The 20,303-nt window shown below is 67.7% G+C and carries 13 protein-coding genes and 1 pseudogene; 4 read left to right on the top strand and 10 right to left on the bottom strand.

Annotation, left to right across the window (positions count from 1 at the left end):
- Positions 1-179: 179 nt before the first annotated feature.
- Genes B1A87_RS11990 through nirB form a run of 3 tightly spaced genes read right to left on the bottom strand, consistent with a single transcriptional unit; the run spans position 180 to position 5,073 of the window.
- Positions 180-1,391: a uroporphyrinogen-III synthase gene (locus tag B1A87_RS11990; protein ID WP_395940270.1), complete on the bottom strand. Its 1,212-nt coding sequence runs from the start codon at positions 1,389-1,391 to the stop codon at positions 180-182.
- Between the two features lie 14 nt (positions 1,392-1,405).
- Positions 1,406-2,440 carry a uroporphyrinogen-III C-methyltransferase gene (gene cobA / locus B1A87_RS11985; protein ID WP_078030066.1) on the bottom strand — a complete coding sequence of 345 codons (1,035 nt, stop codon included), beginning with the start codon at positions 2,438-2,440 and terminating at the stop codon, positions 1,406-1,408.
- A gap of 2 nt (positions 2,441-2,442) precedes the next feature.
- Positions 2,443-5,073: a nitrite reductase large subunit NirB gene (gene nirB, locus B1A87_RS11980; RefSeq protein WP_078030065.1), complete on the bottom strand. Its 2,631-nt coding sequence runs from the start codon at positions 5,071-5,073 to the stop codon at positions 2,443-2,445.
- 292 nt (positions 5,074-5,365) lie between these two features.
- Here nirB and nirD point away from each other — a divergent pair, with 292 nt between their 5' ends.
- Positions 5,366-5,731: a nitrite reductase small subunit NirD gene (gene nirD / locus B1A87_RS11975; RefSeq protein ID WP_078030064.1), complete on the top strand. Its 366-nt coding sequence runs from the start codon at positions 5,366-5,368 to the stop codon at positions 5,729-5,731.
- Between the two features lie 11 nt (positions 5,732-5,742).
- On the opposite strand, the pseudogene B1A87_RS11970 reads toward nirD, so the two are convergent.
- Positions 5,743-7,514, bottom strand: a pseudogene (locus B1A87_RS11970) (phospho-sugar mutase).
- A 142-nt stretch (positions 7,515-7,656) separates the two neighbouring features.
- On the opposite strand from B1A87_RS11970, the gene B1A87_RS11965 reads away from it, so the two are divergent.
- Positions 7,657-8,142: an Rrf2 family transcriptional regulator gene (locus B1A87_RS11965; RefSeq protein WP_078030062.1), complete on the top strand. Its 486-nt coding sequence runs from the start codon at positions 7,657-7,659 to the stop codon at positions 8,140-8,142.
- Here the strand turns inward: B1A87_RS11965 and B1A87_RS11960 are convergent.
- Entirely contained in the window at positions 8,139-8,957 is an 819-nt protein-coding gene (locus B1A87_RS11960; protein WP_078030061.1) for a purine-nucleoside phosphorylase, read from the bottom strand. The genes B1A87_RS11965 and B1A87_RS11960 overlap by 4 nt on opposite strands.
- 127 nt (positions 8,958-9,084) lie before the next feature.
- Between B1A87_RS11960 and B1A87_RS11955 the strand changes: the two genes are divergently transcribed.
- Positions 9,085-10,500, top strand: a complete 1,416-nt coding sequence (locus tag B1A87_RS11955; protein ID WP_078030060.1) for an NAD(P)H-quinone dehydrogenase — start codon at positions 9,085-9,087, stop codon at positions 10,498-10,500.
- Positions 10,501-10,528: 28 nt separating this feature from the next.
- Here the strand turns inward: B1A87_RS11955 and B1A87_RS11950 are convergent, their stop codons facing one another.
- The 4 genes from B1A87_RS11950 to B1A87_RS11935 form a co-directional block, all read right to left on the bottom strand.
- A complete protein-coding gene (locus B1A87_RS11950) occupies positions 10,529-11,350 on the bottom strand; it encodes a hypothetical protein (RefSeq protein ID WP_078030059.1) in 822 nt (273 codons plus the stop codon).
- Between the two features lie 79 nt (positions 11,351-11,429).
- Positions 11,430-12,992: an FAD-dependent oxidoreductase gene (locus tag B1A87_RS11945; protein WP_078030058.1), complete on the bottom strand. Its 1,563-nt coding sequence runs from the start codon at positions 12,990-12,992 to the stop codon at positions 11,430-11,432.
- Positions 12,989-15,175: a molybdopterin oxidoreductase family protein gene (locus B1A87_RS11940; RefSeq protein WP_078030057.1), complete on the bottom strand. Its 2,187-nt coding sequence runs from the start codon at positions 15,173-15,175 to the stop codon at positions 12,989-12,991. Before B1A87_RS11940 ends, B1A87_RS11945 begins: the two co-directional genes overlap by 4 nt.
- Position 15,176: 1 nt before the next feature.
- A complete protein-coding gene (locus tag B1A87_RS11935; protein ID WP_078030056.1) occupies positions 15,177-16,631 on the bottom strand; it encodes an MFS transporter in 1,455 nt (484 codons plus the stop codon).
- Between the two features lie 278 nt (positions 16,632-16,909).
- Between B1A87_RS11935 and B1A87_RS11930 the strand changes: the two genes are divergently transcribed.
- Positions 16,910-18,322: an MFS transporter gene (locus tag B1A87_RS11930; RefSeq protein WP_078030055.1), complete on the top strand. Its 1,413-nt coding sequence runs from the start codon at positions 16,910-16,912 to the stop codon at positions 18,320-18,322.
- Between the two features lie 94 nt (positions 18,323-18,416).
- On the opposite strand, the gene B1A87_RS11925 is transcribed toward B1A87_RS11930, so the two are convergent.
- Positions 18,417-20,231, bottom strand: coding sequence for a biotin carboxylase N-terminal domain-containing protein (locus B1A87_RS11925; RefSeq protein ID WP_078030054.1), 1,815 nt, complete (start codon positions 20,229-20,231; stop codon positions 18,417-18,419).
- Positions 20,232-20,303: the final 72 nt, after the last annotated feature.

The raw sequence follows: 20,303 nt of genomic DNA, 5'->3' as shown, positions 1-20,303 counted from the left end.
ATGGGACCACTGTAGGCGGGCGGCTTTTCGCGCTTGTTTCCCGTCTGTTGCGGAATTGTCCCTGCCTGTTCGCCAGTTTTTACCCGCCGGTAATACAACCAACGCGGGGTCACTTCGCGCCCATTCGAGTGTGTGGAATGGGCGCGAAGTGACCCCGCGTTGCAGAGGCTGTCCGTGGACTAGACGCGGATCCTGTAACCGCGCTTGACCACTGTCTCCACGAGGCTCCCGTCCGGCAGCGACGACCGCAGCCGGCTCACCGTCATGTCCAGCGCGTGCACGGAGCCGCGCAGTTCGAGGAGTTCGGAGAGCGACTCCCGGGAGAGCACCGCCCCGCCGGCGCCCAGGAGCGCGCGAAGCAGCAGCAGGGGCGCCGGGGCCATTTCCACCAGCTCGCCGTTGATCCGCAGCGAGCGGCCACGCAGCTCCACGCTGCCGGAGCGGGTGTCCAGGCGGCGGACGTGGTTAAGGGCGAGGTGTTCGCACACGAGCCGGATCAGCGCGCCCATCCGGAAACGCTCCGGAACCAGGGGATGGATACCGGCGTCCAGCAGCGGCTGTGCGGTCACCGGGCCCACGACGGCGGTGGTGACGGTGGTCTGCAGGCACTCCACGAGTTGCTTGTACAGTCCCATTTCGTGGGCAGTGCTCCACATGGCGTCCACTGCGGGGGCGCTCGTGAACGTCAGGACGTCCAGGTTGCCGCTGCAGGCGGCCTCGATCAGCCGCGGGAGGCGATCGGCGCCGTCGGGCTTCACCCAGCGGTACGGGGTGACCGTCAGGACGGTGGCGCCGGACATCCGGAGCCGCTCGAGCTGGCGGACGTCCGTGTAGCCGTGCAGCTGCACCGCCACGGTCTTGCCGCGGACTCCCTCGGTCAGCAGCATGTCCACCAGCGTCGCGGTGGTTTCGTCGCTGCTGATCCCGACGTCGGCAAGGCCGGCCGCACGGACGGCGCCGCGGGCTTTGGGCCCGCGGACGAACATCCGGCAGGCAGCCAGGGTTTCCAGCAGCTCCTCGCCGATGCCGGAGGCGTCCGCCGCCTCGCACCAGCGGCGCATGCCGTACGCCGTGGTGGCGATGCACAGATCGGGCTTCGCGGCGATGATGGCCTTGGTGTCCTCGATGAGGCTGATGTCCTCGTTCACCGGCGCGATCTTGAGCGCCGGAGCGTGCAGCACCTCAGCGCCGCGGCGCTCCAGAGCCTCGATGAGGTCGCGGGAACGGCGGTGCGAAGTGACGCCGATCCGGAATCCTTCCAGGGGCGCCTCGGCAACTTCCGGGGCCGCCGCCTCCTGCGGCTCCGAGCCGGCGGTGCCGGGCGCGGCGGATGATGAAGCGGAGGACCCTGCTCGTGCAGTGGGTCCCGTAGCGGGGGCCAGGGCGTTCAACGGACTCATATCGATCACGAACCCAGCAGCGAGGCAGCCAGGCGGTCAAGATCCGCGGCAGCCTCGGCATGCCCGCGGTTGGCCTCAGCCACGCGCACCACCTCGCCGATCACCAGGACGGCAGGGTTGCTGCAGCCGGCGGCGGCGCTGGCAATGGTGCCCAGCTCCGCGATGGTGGTCCGCTGCCCGGGCCGGTAGCCCCGCTCGACGACGGCCATGGGCATGTCGGCGCGCATGCCGGCCCGGCGCAGGCCTGCGGCCAGGTGGTGCAGCGTGCCGATGCCCATCAGGACCACGATCGTGCCGCCCAGGCCGGCCAGGTGGGTGAGTTCCTTCTCAGTCAGCGGCGCGTGGCCGGACACCACGGTGAACATGTGGCTGACTTCCCTGTGCGTCACCGGGATTCCGGCCGCGGCCGGAACGGAGATGGCGCTCGTCACGCCGGAGACCACGCGGACGGGAACGCCGGCTGCAACGCAGGAGGCAACTTCCTCGCCGCCGCGGCCGAAGACGTAGGGGTCCCCGCCCTTGAGCCGGACCACGTTGTTTCCGGCGAGGGCGCTCTCCACCATGAGCTTCTCGATGTCGCCCTGGCTGACTTTGTGGTGCCCCGGGCGCTTGCCGACGTCCACGAGTTCGGCGGACGTCAGGGACGGCAGCTCCTGGTACGGCGCCAGGCGGTCGTAGAACACGACGTCGGCGTCCCGCAGGGCCTTGACTGCCGCCACGGTCAGCAGCTCGACCGTGCCCGGCCCGCCGCCGACGAGCGTGACGTGGCCGATAGGGCCGGCTGCAGGCTCGGCTGCGACCGGAATGCCGGTTGCGCGGCACCTGTCCAGCAGGGCCTCCCAGCCGGGCTGGCCGTCGTCGATCGCCGCGACGAGGAACGGGCGTTCGGGCAGCGGGCCGTCGTGGCCCGCTCCCTGCGGGGTGCTGAGGCGGAAGACGACGGCGCCGGCGGCCTCGTAGCGGCGGACGGCCTGGCGGGCTGCGTGGTCCGAGCCGGTGACCAGGACGTCGCGTCCGGTGAGATCAATGCTGAGCTGCATGCTTATACCTCGTTCTCATCGCGGGGCCTCATGGGGATGGAAGCCCCGATCAGGACCTTCCCCTTTTCTTCTGCCGTGGCCGGGCGCATCTGGCCGCGCTCGTCGGGGACGAAGGTGATGGACTCGTCCTTCTGGTCAGGAGCGTTGACGAAGGAGCGGAACCGGCGCAGGCGCTCGGGATCCTTCAGGGTATCGGCCCACTCGTCCTCGTAGGTGTCGACGTGCTTGGCCATGGCCGCCTCGAGTTCCTCGGCGATGCCCAGGGTGTCGCGCACCACCACGTCCTCGACGTGCTTGATGCCGCCGTCGAGCTCTTCCTGCCACCGGGCGGTGCGCTGCAGGCGGTCCGCGGTGCGGATGTAGTACATGAAGTAGCGGTCAATGTACTTGATCAGCGTCTCGTCGTCGAGGTCCTTGGCCAGCAGCTGGGCGTGGGCCGGGGTGGCACCGCCGTTGCCGCCGACGTACAGGTTCCAGCCGTCGGCGGTGGCGATCACGCCGACGTCCTTGCCGCGGGCCTCGGCGCATTCGCGGGCACAGCCGGAGACGCCCATCTTGAGCTTGTGCGGGCTGCGGAGGCCGCGGTAGCGCAGTTCCAGCTGGATGGCCATGGCCACCGAGTCCTGGACGCCGAAGCGGCACCAGGTGGAACCGACGCAGGACTTCACCGTGCGCAGGCTCTTGCCGTAGGCCTGGCCGGACTCGAAGCCGGCATCCACAAGTTCCTTCCAGATTTCCGGGAGCTCTTCCAGCCGGGCACCGAACATGTCGATCCGCTGGCCGCCGGTGATCTTGGTGTACAGGTTGTACTTCTCGGCCACGGCGGCGATGACGCCGAGCTTCTTGGGCGTGATTTCACCGCCGGCGATGCGGGGAACCACCGAGTAGGTGCCGTCCTTCTGCATGTTGGCCAGCGCGCGGTCGTTGGTGTCCTGCAGGGTTCCGCGGCCGGCGTCGAGGACGTAGGCGCTGTTCTGGCTGGCCAGGATGTTGGCGATGGTCGGCTTGCAGATATCGCAGCCTGCGCCGGTGCCGTACTTGGCCATGATCTCTTCGAAGGAGGTCAGTTCCAGGACGCGGATCGCGTCGAACAGTTCCTGGCGGGACAGCTCGATGTGTTCGCAGAGTGCCTTCGAAACTTCGACGCCGGACTTGGTCAGTTCGGTTTCCAGCAGCTTCTTCAGCATCGGCACGCAGGAACCGCAGCTGGTTCCGGCGCGGGTGCAGCCCTTCAGCTCGCCAAGTTCCTGGACGGGTGCGTTACCGTCGCAGGCGCCGCAGCCGTTGACGGTGTCGCGAATGGTTCCGGCGGACACGTTGTTGCAGGAACACAGGATCGCGTCGTCCGGGAGTTCGGTGTCCGGGGCGTCGCCGCCGCCGGCCGCGGTGAGGTAGGCGCCCGGTTCTGCCGCGAGCTCGCGGCCGAGGAGCGGGCGGAGGCTCGTGTACGGGGTGGCGTCGCCCACGAAGATGCCGCCCAGGAGGGTCTTGGCGTCGTCCGTGGTGACGATCTTCTGGTAGACGCCGCGGGCGGGGTCCGCGTAGACGATTTCGAGGGCGTGCTCGGTCCTGGCGAAGGCATCGCCGAAGCTGGCCACGTCCACGCCGGACAGCTTGAGCTTGGTGGCGGTGTCAAAGCCGGGGAAGGTTGCCTGGCCGCCGTGCAGGCGGTCGGCCACGATCTCGGCCATGGTGTTGGCCGGAGCAACGAGGCCCAGGCACATGCCGCCGAAGTTGGCCACTTCACCGATGGCCCAGATGCCGGGCACCTGCGTTGAGCAGTCGTCGCCGATGACCACGCCGCCGCGGGGGCCCAGATCGAACTGGGGTTCCTCGCCCTCGGCAGCGCGGAAGAGTTCGTCGCGGGGCTTGACGCCGATGGCGACCACCACGAGGTCGGCCGCGATGGTGCGGCCGTCGGCCATCAGCACGCCGGTGACCTGGCCGTCGTCGTCGGCGAGGATCTCGGAGGGGAACACGCCGCCGTGGACTTCGAAGCCCTTGGCCTCGATCAGCCGGCCCAGCGCCTGGCCGGCGCCTTCGTCGAGCTGGGTGTTCATGAGCCAGGGGGCGCCGTTGATAACGACGGGGGTCGCGCCGAGCTGTTCGGTGCCGGCTGCGGATTCAAGGCCCAGGAGGCCGCCACCGATAGTGACGGCGTTGACCTTGCGGCCGAGCTTCTCGGTGAGCTCTGCGATCGACTTGTTGATCGCCCAGACGTCTTCGAGCGTGCGGTAAACGTGCACGTGCTCGGCGCCGGGGATCGGGAGCCTCGCTGCATCCGAACCGGTGGCAACCACCAGTTCGTCGTATTCGTACGTGCTGCCGGCCGCGGTTTCAACGGTCTTGCCCGCGGTGTCGATCCTCACCACGCGCTCGCCGGTCTTCAAGTCGAGTGCGTCGTGCTCCCACATGGATGCAGCTCCAAGCGTGAGGTCAACGCTGCTGTCCGTGAGGGCCTTGCTCAAGGCAACGCGGTCATAGGGCAGGTGCGCTTCTTCCGTGAGAACAGTTACCTGCCAGCCTTCGAGGCCACGGGCATGCATGGCATCCGCAAAACGGTGGGCTGCGGGGCCGCCGCCGGCGACCACGATGCGGCGTGGTGTCTCTGTGCTTGAAGTCTGTTCGGTCACTGTGGGCCTTTCGCTGGGCCGCAGACGGTGCTCTGCAGCTTGTCCATTCAGACTAGGCAAAGGGAATTTCGCTTCAGTTTCCCTTATGTTTCGTGAACTTAACTTCTGCATCACAAACACATTTCCGGACAGGTGAGGTGTCTTTTACGTTCCGGACACATTGACTGCACGCCTCGGAAACACCCGCCGCCTAGCTTGGATATACGGCCGCACTGGCGGCTGATGCAGGCGGAAATACGCCTCGCAGGAACCGGCCCACTGCCGGGAAGCAGGCAAAGGGAGAGGAGCCGACATGACGGCAACACTGGAACTTGAGGATCTGGCCACCGGGTACGCCACTGGCTGGCACCAGGTCTGCGCCGTGGAGGATCTGGAGATCGCCTGGGGCGAAGCGGCACTCATTGCCGGCCTTCAGGTGGCGCTTTTCCGCACCGCGCCCGGTGAGGTTTTCGCCGTGGCACAGGAGGACCCGGCCACCGGCTCCTTCGTCATGGCACGCGGCATACTCGGGTCACGCGGCACGCGTCCCACCATCGCATCGCCCTTGCACAAGGAGGTCTACGACCTCGAGACCGGAGAGTGCTTCGGCAACCCCGAACTGCGTCTGGCCACGTTCAGCACGCGCATCGCCGACGGCGTCCTCGAGGTTGAACTGTAGGACTGCCCTGATTACAGGCCCAGGGCCTCGCGGACGTCGCCCAGCACCTGGTCCAGGGCCGTCCGCGCGGCCAGCCGGGCCTCGGGCAGTTCGGCGGCCGATCCTACAATGCGGATAACCTCCAGGTAGCACTTGAGCTTCGGCTCGGTGCCGCTGGGACGGATGATCACCCGGCTCAGATCGCGGGTCAGGTAGAGCAGGCCGTCGGTTGGCGGCAGCTGTTCGCTGCCCTCGGCCAGGTCAATGAACGTTTCGACGGCGGAACCGCCGAATGATTCGGGCGGACTCACGCGCAGCCGGTTCATCATGGCATCCAGCAGGCCCAGGTCTGCCACGCGGATGCTCAGCTGGTCGCTCGCGTGCAGGCCGTGGACCAGATACAGCTCGTCCAGGGTGTCGAAGATGGTTTTGCCGTCCGCCTTGGCCGCGGCGGCGAATTCCGCGATCAGCACGGCCGCGGAAATGCCGTCCTTGTCCCGGACCAGGTCCGGGGCCACGCAATAGCCCAGCGCCTCCTCGTAGCCGTACAGCAGGCCCGGGACCCGGGAAATCCACTTGAATCCGGTCAGGGTCTCCTCGTGCGCATACCCTGCCGCGGCTGCGATGCGTGAGAGCAGCCGCGAGGAAACGATCGAATTGGCGAATACGCCGTCGGGCCTTTCCTCGCCGTTTGAGGCCAGCCGCGCCACCACATGTGCCCCGAGCAGGGCGCCCACTTCATCGCCGCGGAGCATCCGCCACGCGCCCGTGTCCGGGTCCTTCGCGGCAACCGCGGCGCGGTCGGCGTCGGGGTCGTTGGCCAGGACGATGTCCGCGTCGGCCTGCATGGCGGCCCCGAGCGCGAGGTCCAGGGCCCCGGGCTCCTCGGGGTTGGGGAAACTTACGGTGGGGAAGTCCGGGTCCGGTTCGGCCTGTTCGCTGACAACCGTGACGTCGGTGAAGCCGGCAGCGCTGAGGACGGACACGGCGGTTTCGCCGCCCACGCCGTGCATCGGCGTCAGCACGATCTTGAGATCGCGGGCCGGGAAGAGTTCACGGTTGGCCAGGGCCGCCGTGGCCGACTCGTAGTCCCGGGCGATGCCGGCGTCCAGCACGGTCCACCCGCCGTCGGCCAGCTGGATGGAATCCACGGCGCCGACCTTGGCGATTTCCGCGGCGATGAGGGCATCGTACGGTGCCACGATCTGCGCACCCCGGCCGCTTTCCTCGACCGCGTGGCGGCCCAGGTACACCTTGTAGCCGTTGTCCTGCGGCGGGTTATGGCTGGCCGTGACCATCACGCCGCCGTCGCAATCCAGTGCCCGCACGGCGTACGCCCTGTCTCTTATACACATCTAGATGTGTATAAGAGACAGCGCGCCCGGCATCAGGAACGTGTCGATTCCGGCTGCGGTGAAGATCGCCGCAGTCTCTTGGGCGAAGATGTCGGAGTTGTAGCGGGCGTCATAACCGACGACGGCGCGCGGCCGGGTTCCGCGGGAGGCCTGCGCCACCGCCCCGGCGAGGAAGCTCGCGAAGCCTGCCGCCGCGCGGCGGACCACCACCCGGTTCATCCGGTTGGGGCCGGGCCCGAGGGCCGCCCGGAGGCCTGCCGTGCCGAACTCCAGCGTTCCGTTGAAGCTGTCGGCCAGTTCCTGGCGCGCCGCCGGCGTGCCGGCTGTCTCTTATACACATCTAGATGTGTATAAGAGACAGGCGTGGCGGCGGTCACGGGATCCGGATCCTGCGCAGCCCAGGCACGGGCGTCGTTGAGCAGCTGGGAATCGGCATCGGAAGACGTCATAGGAACCAAACTATCGTCAAAGCGGCGGGGACCGGTGCCGGACAAGCCTTCGGTCCGGTCACAACTTGGCTCGCTGCAGCTCCTCGACCGCAGGAATTGCCGTTCCTTGACAGTGAAAATTCAGGACACGTACTGTCTCGGAATGAAGATGAACCAGGGCGTGGAGTGGGCGCTGCACTGTTGCGTGAACATGGCCTGGTTGCCCGGCGATGAGCCAATCAGCAGTGCGCGGCTGGCGGAGCTGTACAAGCTGCCGCCGGCCTACCTGAACAAGCAGCTCCAGGCGCTGGTGCGGGCAGGGGTCCTGGTGTCGGTCTCCGGCCCCAAGGGCGGATTCCAGCTGGCGCGCCGGCCGGACAGGATCACCGTGCTGGACGTGGTGCTGGCCATCGAAGGCAGGGAGCTGGCCTTCCGCTGCGACGGCATCCTGAAGAACGGCCCCGGAGGGGAGATGGACGAGGACTACGCCCGGAGCTGCCTGATCTCCCAGTCCATGCGCCAGGCCGAGCTCGCCTGGCGGACCGAACTCGCCAGGCAGTCCGTGGCGGGCATCGCGCTGTCCATTGAGCGGCGGTTCCCTGAGGCGCGCCCCAACACCGTCGCGCACCTCCTGGGCAGGGTCAGTTAGAGCTTGGCGATGATTTCGGCCAGGAGCTTGGAGATCCGCGGTCCGGCGGCTTGGCCGGATTCGATCACTTCCTGATGGCTTAGCGGCGCGGGGCTGATGCCGGCGGCGAGGTTGGTGACCAGTGAAATGCCGAACACCTCCATGCCCGCGTGCCGCGCGGCGATGGCTTCCAGCGCCGTGGACATGCCGACGAGATCGGCGCCGATCCGCTTGGCGTACTGCACCTCAGCCGGGGTTTCGTAGTGGGGCCCGGTGAACTGCGCGTACACGCCCTCGTCCAGGGAAGGATCAACCTCACGGGCCAGGCCGCGGATCCGGGACGAGTAGAGATCCGTCAGATCCACGAAGGTTGCGCCCTCGAGCGGTGATGTTGCGGTGAGGTTGATGTGATCTTTGATGAGCACGGGGGTGCCCGGCGTCCAGTTTTCGTCGAGTCCGCCGCAACCGTTGGTGAGCACGAGGGTCTTGCAGCCGGCGGCGGCGGCCGTGCGCACGCCGTGGACGACCGCGCGGACGCCTTTGCCCTCGTAGTAGTGCGTACGGGCGCCGAGCACCAGCGCGCGCTTGCCTTCCCGCGTCAGGACCGAGCGGATGGTGCCCACGTGGCCCTCCACTGCCGGCGCGGAAAAGCCCGGCACCTCCGACGCCGTGAGGGTGGCGGTGGTCTCGCCGATGAGTTCCGCGGCCTCGCCCCAGCCGGAGCCCAGGACCAGGGCGATGTCGTGCGAGTCGACGCCGGTCTCTGCTGCGATGTAGTCGGCGGCGGTGCGGGCTGCTTCGAAGGGGTCAGTGTTCAGGAATTCTGTATTACTCACTGGTACAAGCTATCGTGCGGACGCCGGTGTGCACAGCGGAAAACACGGATCGAAGGCACGCCTGCCGGGCGCCGGAGCGGGCCCCGTTTGTTGGTGGTGCGGCAGGGATGCGGGAGAATGGTTGATTGTGACTATGCATCCTGATTTCAGCGCCCCCCGAATCGCAATCCTCGGCGGAGGCCCGGGCGGTTACGAAGCCGCCATGGTGGCCGCCTCCCTGGGGGCACACGTCACCATCATTGAGCGCGCCGGCCTCGGCGGCTCCGCGGTGCTGACCGACGTCGTGCCCTCCAAAACGCTGATCGCGACGGCGGATCTGATGACCCGCGTCGGTGAGGCGGGGGAGCTGGGAGTCAAGTTCGACGTCGACGGCGGGGACTTCGTTCCGGTCATGCGCGCGGACCTGAAGCACATCAACGACCGCCTGCTGGGCCTCGCGCGGCAGCAGTCGAGGGACATCACCGCCGGCCTGGAGCAGCAGGGCGTCCGCATCCTGATCGGCTCCGGCAAGCTGGTGGACAACCACACCATCGAAGTCCTGACGGCCGACGGCACCGAAACCGTTGAAGCCGACGCCATCCTGCTGACCGTTGGCGCCCACCCGCGCGAACTGCCCACGGCCCGCCCCGACGGCCAGCGGATCCTGAACTGGGCCCAGATCTACAACCTGGACGAGCTGCCCGAGGAACTGATCGTGGTGGGCTCCGGCGTCACCGGTGCCGAGTTCGCTTCCGCCTATAACGGCCTGGGTTCCAAGGTCACCCTGATCTCCAGCCGCGACCGCGTTCTCCCCGGCTCGGACACCGACGCTGCGGAGGTGCTCGAGGAAGTCTTCGAACGCCGCGGCGTCAAGGTGCTTTCCCGCTCCCGTGCCGAGACTGTGGAGCGCACGGACGACGGCGTGGTGGTCACCCTGGGCGACGGCTCCCAGGTGACCGGCAGCCACTGCCTGGTCTGCGTGGGCTCCATCCCCAACACGGCCGGGATCGGGCTCGAGGAAGCGGGCGTCGCGCTGACCGAGAGCGGCCACATCAAGGTGGACGGCGTCTCCCGCACCACCGCCCCCAACATCTATGCCGCCGGCGACTGCACCGGCGTTCTAGCGCTCGCGTCCGTGGCGGCCATGCAGGGCAGGATCGCCATTGCGCACTTCCTCGGCGACGGCGTGACGCCCATCAAGCTGCACCAGGTGGCGTCCAACATCTTCACGTCGCCGGAAATCGCGTCGGTGGGCGTGTCCGAGGCCGAGATCGACTCCGGCAAGTACCAGGGCGACGTCGTCAAGCTTTCCCTGAAGAGCAATGCCCGTGCCAAGATGCGCAACCACAAGGACGGCTTCGTCAAGATCTTCGCCCGCAAGGGATCGGGCACCGTGATCGGCGGCGTCGTGGTGGGACCCAACGCGTCCGAGCTGATTTTCGCGATTTCCATCGCGGTGACCCAGAAGCTTCACGTCGACGACGTCGCCAGCACCTTTACCGTGTACCCGTCACTGAGCGGCTCCATCTCTGAAGCGGCGCGGCGCCTGCACGTGCACATGTAGGGGTGCGAGACCCGTGATGTCGATAGGCTCAATCGGCCGTGTCGAGACCGCGCTCCGCGTCCATGCGCCGGTCGGCCACGGGAAGCGCCAGCAGGGTTCCCCAGATCACCATGGCCACACCCCACATGGGACTTGGCATGGCGCCGTCGCGGTCGGGGTATGCGAGCATCGCCGCGCCGATAAGAGTCGCTGACAAGCTGAGGCTCAAGCGCATTAGCGGGCGGCCCGCTGGCCAGAAAGCCATGACTAGGGCGCAAGCCCCCACAGCGAGGCCCGCGGCGCCCTGGACCGGCCAGTGGTTGATGCCCATCGTCTGGAACATCCAATCCTCCGGGCCCGCGGGTTTTGTGCGCGATTCCTCCATGGCCCGCAGGGAGTAGAACAGCCACATCGGCGCGCCGGCGATAGCCAGCAGCAGAACCGGCCAGTCCACCGAAAAGGCACGCGGGAACGGGCCCGCCACTTCCCGGCTCAGCCAGGCGAAGAGCGCAGCCGAGCCTGAAACGGGTACGCCAAGAAGGAGGGGCCGCACATCGGCGCCGATAATGCTGCTGATGGTCAGCGCCACCGCGGCCACCGCGAGCTGCACTACTGCGGGCCAAGCACGGTGGGGCCTGAGCGCGATCCACGCGTAGGATCCCGCCAGGACGAACGTGAACAGGCTTCCCCAGCTGACTTCGAGGGGAACCTTCCACTCGTAGTCCGGATTAGCCCCGTCCGCCAACGTGGTCAGATCGATGATGCCATAGAAGACGACGGCCGATAACCCGGCCATGATCCAGGCGAGCGGTTTCACTGCCTGCACGCGCTCGGAGGTCGCTGTCCCGGGTGTCGCCGCCGCCTCGGCCATACGCAGAGGTTACCTCCGGCCTTCCCTCAGCGGAATACACGCCGGATTTCGACGGGCTCAATCGCGGCCGCGTCAGGTTTTAGGCGGCTGCCGCCTGGAAGTGTTTTTCGATGAGCCCCTTGATGTCCTCGTGGCAGCCGCCGCAGCCGGTGCCGGCGCGGGTTGCTGAGGAGACCTCGGCCACCGTGGAGCAGCCGCCTGTCACGGCCTCCGTGATCTTGCCGCCGCTGACGCCGGCACACCGGCACACGGTGCTTTCCGGATCGTTGGAGGCAGCGGACGGCGCCAGCTGGTCCGGTCCGTCCAGACGCAGGAGCAGGGAGCGGTCGGCGGGCAGTTCCGCGCCTCGTTCAAAGAGCTGCACCAGCTCTCCGGCGGTGCGGGGCATTCCCACGCTGACCAGGCCCTCGAGCACGCCGCCGCGGGTGGTCATCTTCACGTAGCGGCCGTGTTCGGGATCGGCCCACTGGGCGATCTGGAGCCGGGGCCGGCCGTTGACTGCTCCGGCGGTCAGGACTTCCTCGTCCCAAGGCTCCGCCGCGTTGTCCCCGGCCACGGCCATGTTCATGCCGCGGGCCTTGAGCACAATCACGCCGGGCTTCTCCTGGGGGAGTGCGGGCAGCGAATCGGCGTCCTCCTGCGATCCCTCGTTGAGCAGCAGCAGGTACTCGGCGAGCCATTCGGCCTGACGCCAGCCCGGTCCGACGAGTCCGGACGGTCCCCGGGCGGTGCGGCACTCAACGCAGTCCGGTTCCGGGCACCGGACTTCGGCGCAGTCGCCAATGGCGAAGATGTGCGGTTCGTGGTGCGCGCGCAGCCGGTGATCCACCAGGATGCCCGTCGCCGTGGAAAGCCCGCAGCCTTCGGCCAGTTCGGTTCGCGGCCGGACGCCGCACGAGAGGACCAGGAGGTCGCCATCGATCGCCGATCCGTCGTCGAGCAGCAGGGCCGAGAACCCGCCGTCGGGAGCGTTGTGTTCCACGCCGGTGGAACGCGCGTTGCCGGCGACGCGCACGCCGCAGTTGCGCAGGCTGGCGGCAAGCACCGCGCCGCCGCCGCGGTCGATGTTGCGGCCCAGCGGGTGGGGTCCGTTGTGCACCACGGTGACGGTGGCGCCTTCCTCGGCGGCGGCCAGGGCGGTTTCCAGCCCGAGCACGCCGCCGCCGAGCACCACCACGCGCTTGCGGCCGGCCACGGCCTTGCGGAGGACCTCGGCGTCGCGGAGGTCGCGCAGCGCGGTGACGCCGGCTGGCAGGACGGGCGCGGCGGGGTCCGGGTTGATCCCGGTCAGGTTGGGGATGACGGGGCGGGAGCCGGTGGCGAAGACCAGCCGGTCGTAGTGGGCCGAGGTGCCGTCGGTGAGAATGACGTTTTGCCGTGCCCGGTCCACGCGCTTGACCTTGACGCCCAGCCGGACGTCAACGCCTTCCGCCGTGAGGGCGGCGGCGTCAGCGAGGGCCAGTGCCTCGGCGGTGGTGCGCCCGACGCCCAGATCGGCGACCAGCACACGGTTATAGGCGGCGTCGGTTTCCTGGCCGATGACCGTCAGCCGCACTTGCCCGCCGCGAACCGCCGGCAGCAGTTCGTCGACCAGCCGCGCCGCCACCGGACCGAATCCGACAATTACAATCTGCTCGCTCATGAGGCCTCCGAGGTCTGAAGAACACTGTTGCTTGGTACGTTCGCGGCCAGCCGGATCCATACTTTGTTGAACTTGAATTCGGGCATTCCCGAGATGGGGTCGGTGGCGGCTTCGGTCAGCCGGTTCGCGCTTTCCAGCTCCGGGAAATGGAAGGGCAGGAACACGGTCTCCTGGCGGATGGCCGTGCTGAGCTCCGCCCGGCACACTACCTCGCCGCGCTCGTTCGCCACCGATACCCGTGCGCCGTCCGTGATGCCCATGGCGGCCGCGGCTGCGGGGTGGATCTGCAGCCTGGCTTCCGGCTGGGACGCCAGCAGTTCGGAGACGCGCCGCGTCTGGGCGCCGGACTGGTAATGCTCCAGCAGGCGTCCGGTGATGAGGGTCATCGGCTTCGCGGCCGGGTCAGGGTTCGCCATGGGGGTACGACGACGGCGGGGCGTCACCGCGGTCATGACTGCCCTTCCGTCGGCGTGCGCAAACCCGTCCAGGAACATCCGTGGCGTGCCGGTGCTGCCCGCGGGGTACGGCCAGTACGCGGCTTCGCCGCGGTCCAGCATGGCGTAATCGATGCCGGAGTAGTCCGCCGCGCCGCCGGCGGACGCCAAGCGAAGCTCCTCGAAGACCGTCTCGGGGTCATCGCTGTACGTGGACGGCGCCTCGAGTGCTTCGGCCAGCCGGGCCATGATCCACAGCTCGCTGCGGGCCCCGGCGGGCGGCTGGATGGCCTTGCGGCGGCGCAGGACGCGGCCTTCGAGGTTGGTCAGGGTGCCCTCTTCCTCGGCCCACTGGAGGACCGGCAGGACGAGGTGGGCCTCGGCGGCGGTTTCGGACATGAAGAAGTCGCAGACCACGAGGAAATCCAGGCTGCGGAGTCCTTTGATGACGGCGTTCGCGTCGGGGGACGCCACGGCGATATTGGAGGCGTGCACGAAGAGGCAGCGCACGCCGTCGGGCTCTCCCAGCGACTTGAGCATCTGGACGGCCGGCAGGCCGGGGCCGGGGATCAGCGACTCGGGCACGTCCCAGACCTTGGCCATGTGGGCGCGCGCGGCGGGATCGGTGATCTTGCGGTACCCCGGCAGCTGGTCGGCCTTCTGGCCGTGTTCGCGCCCGCCCTGGCCGTTGCCCTGGCCGGTGAGTGTGCCGTAGCCGCTGCGGGCGGAGCCGGGCAGGCCGAGCAGGAGGCTGAGGTTGATGGCGGCCGTGGCGGTGTCGGTCCCGTCGACGTGCTGTTCGACGCCGCGGCCGGTGAGGATGTAGCTGCCGCCCTTGCGTGCGCCGTCCGCCAGCCTGCGGGCAGTCTCACGGATGAGGTCGGCAGGAACGCCGGTGAGGGACTGGACCCGTTCGGGCCAGAAGGCGTTGACGCTGCGGACCAGGGCGTCGTAGCCGGAGGTGCGCTCCTGGACGTAGCCGGCGTCGACGAGCCCTTCGTGAATGACCACGTGCGACAGGCCGAGCAGGAGCGTGAGGTCGGTGCCCGGCATGGGCTGGAGGTGGAGGCCGCCGCCGTCGGACGTGAAGGCAGCCGTGGCCGAACGGCGCGGGTCCACCACAATCAGGCCGCCGGCTTCACGGACGCCCTGCAGGTGCTGGACGAAGGGCGGCATCGTTTCGGCGACGTTGGAGCCGAGCATCATGATGGTGCTGGCGCCGTCCAGTGCTTCGAGGGGGAACGGCAGGCCGCGGTCCAGGCCGAAGGCCCGCATTCCGGCGGCGGCGGCCGATGACATGCAGAACCGGCCGTTGTAGTCGATGCGGGAGGTGCCCAGCGCGAGGCGGGCGAACTTTCCCAGCTGGTAGGCCTTCTCGTTGGTGAGGCCGCCACCGCCGAAAACGCCGACGGCGTCGGCACCGTACTTGGAACGGGTGTCCTTGACCGCGGTGGTGATGCGGGCCAGCGCCTCGTCCCAGGTGATGGGGCGGTGGACGCCGTCGGGCCCTTTCAGCAGGGGCTCGGTGACGCGGTCGGGGTGCTGCAGGAGCGTGGCCGAGGTCCACCCCTTGCGGCAGAGGCCGCCGCGGTTCGTGGGAAAGTCGCGGCCGCTGACCTCCAGGGCCGGCGCGGCCGGCACGGGGTCTGACCCCGGCTGGACAGCCGGGGTCAGAGCCGCTGGGGACTTGAGCGTCATGGCGCACTGCAAGGCGCAGTAAGGGCAGTGCGTGTCGGCGCTTTTGGTCATGTTAGACGTGTCCCATCGCATTTCGGTTGGCGTTGCGGATGTAGAAGAACCAGCAGACCGCCAGCATTACGACGTAGGCTCCGACGAAGCCGTAGAACGCCGGGGTGTAGGAGCCGCTGGCCGTGTTGGAAGCGTTCAGCACCTGCGGGATCACGAACCCGCCGTAGGCGCCGATGGCCGAGATCAGGCCGAGGGCCGAGGAAGCAAGGCGCTGGGTTGTCACCGAGCTGGCACCCGAGCGGGCGGCCTTGCTGGAGATGGCGAAGATCACCGGGATCATGCGGTACGTGGCACCGTTTCCGAAGCCGCTGGCCGTGAAGAGCATGAGGAAGAGGACCAGAAAGAGCCAGAAGTTCTTCAGCGGCAGGGTCCAGATCATGGTCAGCGTGATCACGGCCATGGCGGCGAAGGCTGAGACGGTCATCCGGGCCCCGCCAAGGCGGTCAGCCATGCGTCCGCCGTAGGGGCGGGCCAGCGAGCCCACCAGCGGGCCGAGGAAGGCCAGCGAAAGGGCCACCGTGCCGACTCCGATGGAGGAGAAGGCGGGGAAGTAGTCCTTGATGAGCTTGGGGAAGACGCCGGCGAAGCCGATGAAGGAGCCGAACGTGCCGATGTACAGCAGGGCCATGATCCACAGGTGCGGTTCCTTGAGCGCGGCCAGCGATCCGGCCACGTCACCCTTGGCGCTGGTGAGGTTGTCCATGTACTTCCAGGCGCCGAAGGCGGCGAGGAGGATCAGCGGTACCCACATGAGGCCGGCTACGGGCAGGTTGACGGTGCCGGCGGCCAGGAGCGTGATGGCGATCGGAACGGCGAGCTGTGCGACGGCGGCACCCATGTTGCCGCCGGCCGCGTTCAGCCCCAGCGCCCAGCCCTTTTCGCGGGCAGGGTAGAAGAAGGTGATGTTGGCCATCGAACTGGCGAAGTTGCCGCCGCCGAAGCCGGCCAGGGCTGCCACGAGCAGCATGACGCCGAACGGGGTCGCAGGGTTCGAGACGCACAGGGCCAGTCCGACCGAAGGAATCAGGAGGAGCATGGCGGAAACTATGGTCCAGTTCCGGCCGCCGAAGCGGGGGACCATGAACGTGTAGGGGATCCGGAGCGTGGCGCCGACGAGGCTCGGCATGGAGATGAGCCAGAAAATTTCCGAGGTGCTGAAGGTGAAGCCTGCGGCGGGGAGCTGGACCACGACGATGGACCAGAGCTGCCAGACGACGAAGCCGAGGAATTCGGCGAAGATGGACCAGTTGAGGTTGCGGCGCGCAATGGCGCGGCCCTGAGTTTCCCACTGGTGCTTGTTCTCAGCGTCCCAGTTGGCGATCCAGCGGCCCGGACGGACCTCAAGGGCGGGTGCGTCGGTGGCGGTTGCGGAAGCGGAGGCGCTTCCGTACCTCGGCTCGGCGGCAAGATCGAGGGAATTGCCGGTGCCGGTTTCTGCGGGGCGGTCAGCAGTCACGGTGTACCTCCTTGGGGGATGTTGTCCTTCTAAGGTAGGGAAGCCGCATTTCGCGGACGGTCGCCGTTTGTTAACGTGCTGTGACATTTGCCTATCAGCGCGCTTCCGGCGGCGTTAGGCTGTTTGAAGGCGCTCATTTTGAGACGGCAGAAAATGTCCGCATTCCGGACCTTTTGTCCATTGAGTGGACTTTGCTAAGTAGTATTGAAGTCTCTGTATCCCTCTGCCGGGCAGCCTTTTTGGAGACGCCGGCCCGGTTCTCACGAAAGCGTTACTACATGTCATCCACTGCCACAACACCGCAGCCGGGGTCAGCCAAGCAAGTGAACTCGCGCGGGCGCGTGATCGTCGCCAGCCTGATCGGCACCACAGTCGAGTTCTACGACTTCTACGTCTACGCCACGGCCGCGGTACTCGTTTTTCCACGGCTGTTCTTCCCCGGCCAGAACGAAACCACCCAGCTGCTGAGTTCCTTCGCAGTCTTTGGCGTCGCTTTCATCGCCCGCCCGCTTGGCTCGATCGTCTTTGGCCACTTCGGTGACAAGTTCGGGCGCAAGGGCACCCTGGTGGCGTCACTGCTGACCATGGGTATTGCCACCTTCCTCATCGGCTGCCTGCCCACGGCCCTCGTTCCGGGCTGGGAATTCTGGGCCCCAGCGCTGCTGGTGGTCATGCGGTTCGCCCAGGGCCTTGCCCTCGGCGGCGAATGGAGCGGTGCAGCCCTGCTGGCCACCGAGAACGCCCCGGCGAACAAGCGCGCCGTCTACGGCACCTTCCCGCAGCTGGGTGCGCCCATCGGTTTCATCATCGCCAACGTCATCTTCCTGGTGTTCAGCTACGCCCTGACCCCGGAGGACTTCGTGGCGTGGGGCTGGCGCGTGCCGTTCCTGCTGAGCGCCGTGATGGTCATCATCGGCCTCTATGTCCGCCTCAAGCTGATCGAGACGCCTGCGTTCACCAAGGTGCTCGAATCCAACGAGGTGGCCAAGCTGCCGCTCGCCCGGGTCTTCAAGACCAGCTGGCGTCCGCTGATCCTGGGCACGTTCATCATGCTGGCCACCTACGTGCTCTTCTACCTGATGACCACGTTCACGCTGACCTACGGCACCCGCCCCGCCACACTGGACGCCGCCAAGGCGGCCGCGGAGAAGGCCGGCAAGCCGATGACCGAGGCCGCTGCCGCGGCGTTCGTTCCCGGACTGGGCTACAGCCGTAACGACTTCCTCTGGATGCTGATCGCCGGCGTCGTGTTCTTCGGCATCTTCACCCTCGTCTCCGGCCCCCTGGCCGAGAAGTGGGGCCGCCGCAAGATGCTGATCGCCGTGACGGCCGGGATCTTCGTGTTCGGCCTGCTGTTCGTCCCGCTGTTCAGCGGCGGGTTCGTCGGCACCATGGCGCTGCTGATCATCGGCTTCTCGCTGATGGGCCTGACGTTCGGACCGATGGGCGCGTTGCTGCCGGAGCTGTTCCCGACGAACGTCCGGTACACCGGCTCGGCCGTCAGCTACAACGTCTCCAGCATCCTGGGCGCAGCGGTGGCACCGTTCATCGCCGTCTGGCTCTGGGAGATAGCGAAGGGCAGCCCCGTGCTGGTCGGCGTCTACCTCACCGTCATGTCGGTGCTGACCCTTGTCGCGCTGTTCCTGAGCAAGGAAACCCGCGACTTGGACTACGAAAACAACGTGGCCTGATACGTAGGCCCTTCCGGACCGCTGGTCCGGCACATACAAATGCCCGGTGTGATCACACACCGGGCATTTGCATGCGTTCTCAGTCCTCGATCGGTCAGTCCTCGATCGTGGCGATGACGGCGCCCGCGGCCACCGTCTGGCCGGCTGCGGCCGTCAGGCCGGTCACGGTGCCGGCACGGTGTGCGGTCAGCGGCTGCTCCATCTTCATCGCTTCAAGCACGACGACGAGATCGCCTTCAGCGACGACGTCGCCCTCGGCCACGGCCACCTTCACGATGGTTCCCTGCATGGGGGAGGTCAGCGAATTTCCGCCTGCCGCCGCGGTGGCGCCGCCCGAGCGGCTGCGCTTCTTGGACTTGGCCGGCTTCGCACCGGCGCTGGAGGCCGCGCCGCTGAATCCGAGGGAGGCCGGGAGTGCCACTTCAAGGCGCTTGCCGCCCACTTCGACCACCACGGTGCGGCGTTCCCCGGCTTCCTCGGCGTCGGGAGTGCCGCCGTCGGGCGTCCATGCCGGAAGGTCGTTGACGAACTCGGTCTCGATCCAGCGTGTGTGGATGCTGAAGGGCCCCTCGGCGGGGGCGAAGGCGGGGTCGCTGACCACGGCCAGGTCGAACGGGATGACGGTGGGGATGCCTTCCACCACCATCTCCTCGAGGGCGCGGCGGGAGCGCTGCAGGGCCTGGGGGCGGCTGGCGCCGGTGACGATCAGCTTGGACAGCATGGAATCGAAGTTTCCGCTGATGATGTCGCCCTGCTCCACGCCCGAATCGATCCGGATGCCGGGCCCCGTGGGGTTCTTCAGCGTGGTGATGGTGCCCGGGGCGGGCATGAAGTTCCGGCCCGGATCCTCGCCCGTGATGCGGAATTCGATCGAATGGCCGCGGACCTCGGGATCGCCATAGCCCAGTTCCTCGCCGCGGGCCAGCCGGAACTGCTCGCGGACGAGGTCGATTCCGGTGACCTCCTCGGACACGCAGTGCTCCACCTGGAGACGGGTGTTGACCTCAAGGAAGGAGATGGTGCCGTCCTGGCCCACCAGGAACTCGCACGTTCCGGCGCCGAGGTACCCGGCCTCCTTGAGGATGGCCTTGGAAGATTCGTAGAGGCGGCGGTTCTGCTCCTCGGTGAGGAAGGGCGCCGGCGCCTCCTCGACGAGTTTCTGGTTCCGGCGCTGCAGGGAGCAGTCGCGGGTGGAGACCACGACGACGTTGCCGTAGGCGTCCGCGAGGCACTGGGTTTCGACGTGGCGGGGGGAATCCAGGAAGCGCTCGATGAAGCATTCGCCGCGGCCGAAGGCAGCGACGGCCTCGCGGACGGCGGAGTCGTAGAGTTCCGGAATTTCCTCGCGGGTGCGCGCCACCTTGATGCCGCGTCCGCCGCCGCCAAAGGCAGCCTTAATGGCCACGGGCAGGCCGAACTTGTCCACGAATTCGAGGATCTCTTCGGCGGACTCCACCGGGTCCGCGGTGCCGGGAACCTGCGGTGCGCCCACCTTCTCGGCGATGTGGCGGGCCTGGACCTTGTCGCCGAGGGCGGTGATTGCCTCCGGGGACGGGCCGATCCACGTGATGCCGGCGTCGATGACCTTCGCGGCAAACTGGGCGTTCTCGGCCAGGAAGCCGTAACCGGGGTGGATGGCGTCGGCGCCGGACTGGCGGGCCGCCTCGATCAGTTTGTCCATCACGAGATACGACTCGGCGGCGGTGTTGCCGCCCAAGGAGTACGCCTCGTCGGCCAGCCGGACGTGCAGGGCGTCGCGGTCGGGATCGGCGTAGACGGCAACGGAGGCGATGCCTTCGTCGCGGGCTGCGCGAATGATGCGGACTGCGATCTCACCGCGGTTCGCGATCAGGACTTTGGTGAGATTTGCGTGCACTGGACCTGCGGACTGCTCCGGCTTTACTGACAAGGCGTCTCCTTCTTTCCTTCAGGGAGCCTAGCTTGATTTTGAGGATTCCGCCGATATTACTGGCGGAATCCG

The organism is Arthrobacter sp. KBS0703 (genome assembly GCF_002008315.2).
Lineage (GTDB): Bacteria > Actinomycetota > Actinomycetes > Actinomycetales > Micrococcaceae > Arthrobacter.
The sequence above is the reverse complement of the archived record's forward strand: the minus strand, read 5'-3'. Positions and strand labels throughout refer to the sequence as shown.

Coding starts and splice junctions, on each gene's coding strand:
- nirD (WP_078030064.1), top strand. CDS start 5,366: ATGACGGCAACACTGGAACTTGAGGATCTGGCCACCGGGTACGCCACT.
- B1A87_RS11950 (WP_078030059.1), bottom strand. CDS start 11,350: ATGGCCGAGGCGGCGGCGACACCCGGGACAGCGACCTCCGAGCGCGTG.
- B1A87_RS11945 (WP_078030058.1), bottom strand. CDS start 12,992: ATGAGCGAGCAGATTGTAATTGTCGGATTCGGTCCGGTGGCGGCGCGG.
- B1A87_RS11965 (WP_078030062.1), top strand. CDS start 7,657: ATGAAGATGAACCAGGGCGTGGAGTGGGCGCTGCACTGTTGCGTGAAC.
- B1A87_RS11940 (WP_078030057.1), bottom strand. CDS start 15,175: ATGACCAAAAGCGCCGACACGCACTGCCCTTACTGCGCCTTGCAGTGC.
- cobA (WP_078030066.1), bottom strand. CDS start 2,440: ATGCAGCTCAGCATTGATCTCACCGGACGCGACGTCCTGGTCACCGGC.
- B1A87_RS11930 (WP_078030055.1), top strand. CDS start 16,910: ATGTCATCCACTGCCACAACACCGCAGCCGGGGTCAGCCAAGCAAGTG.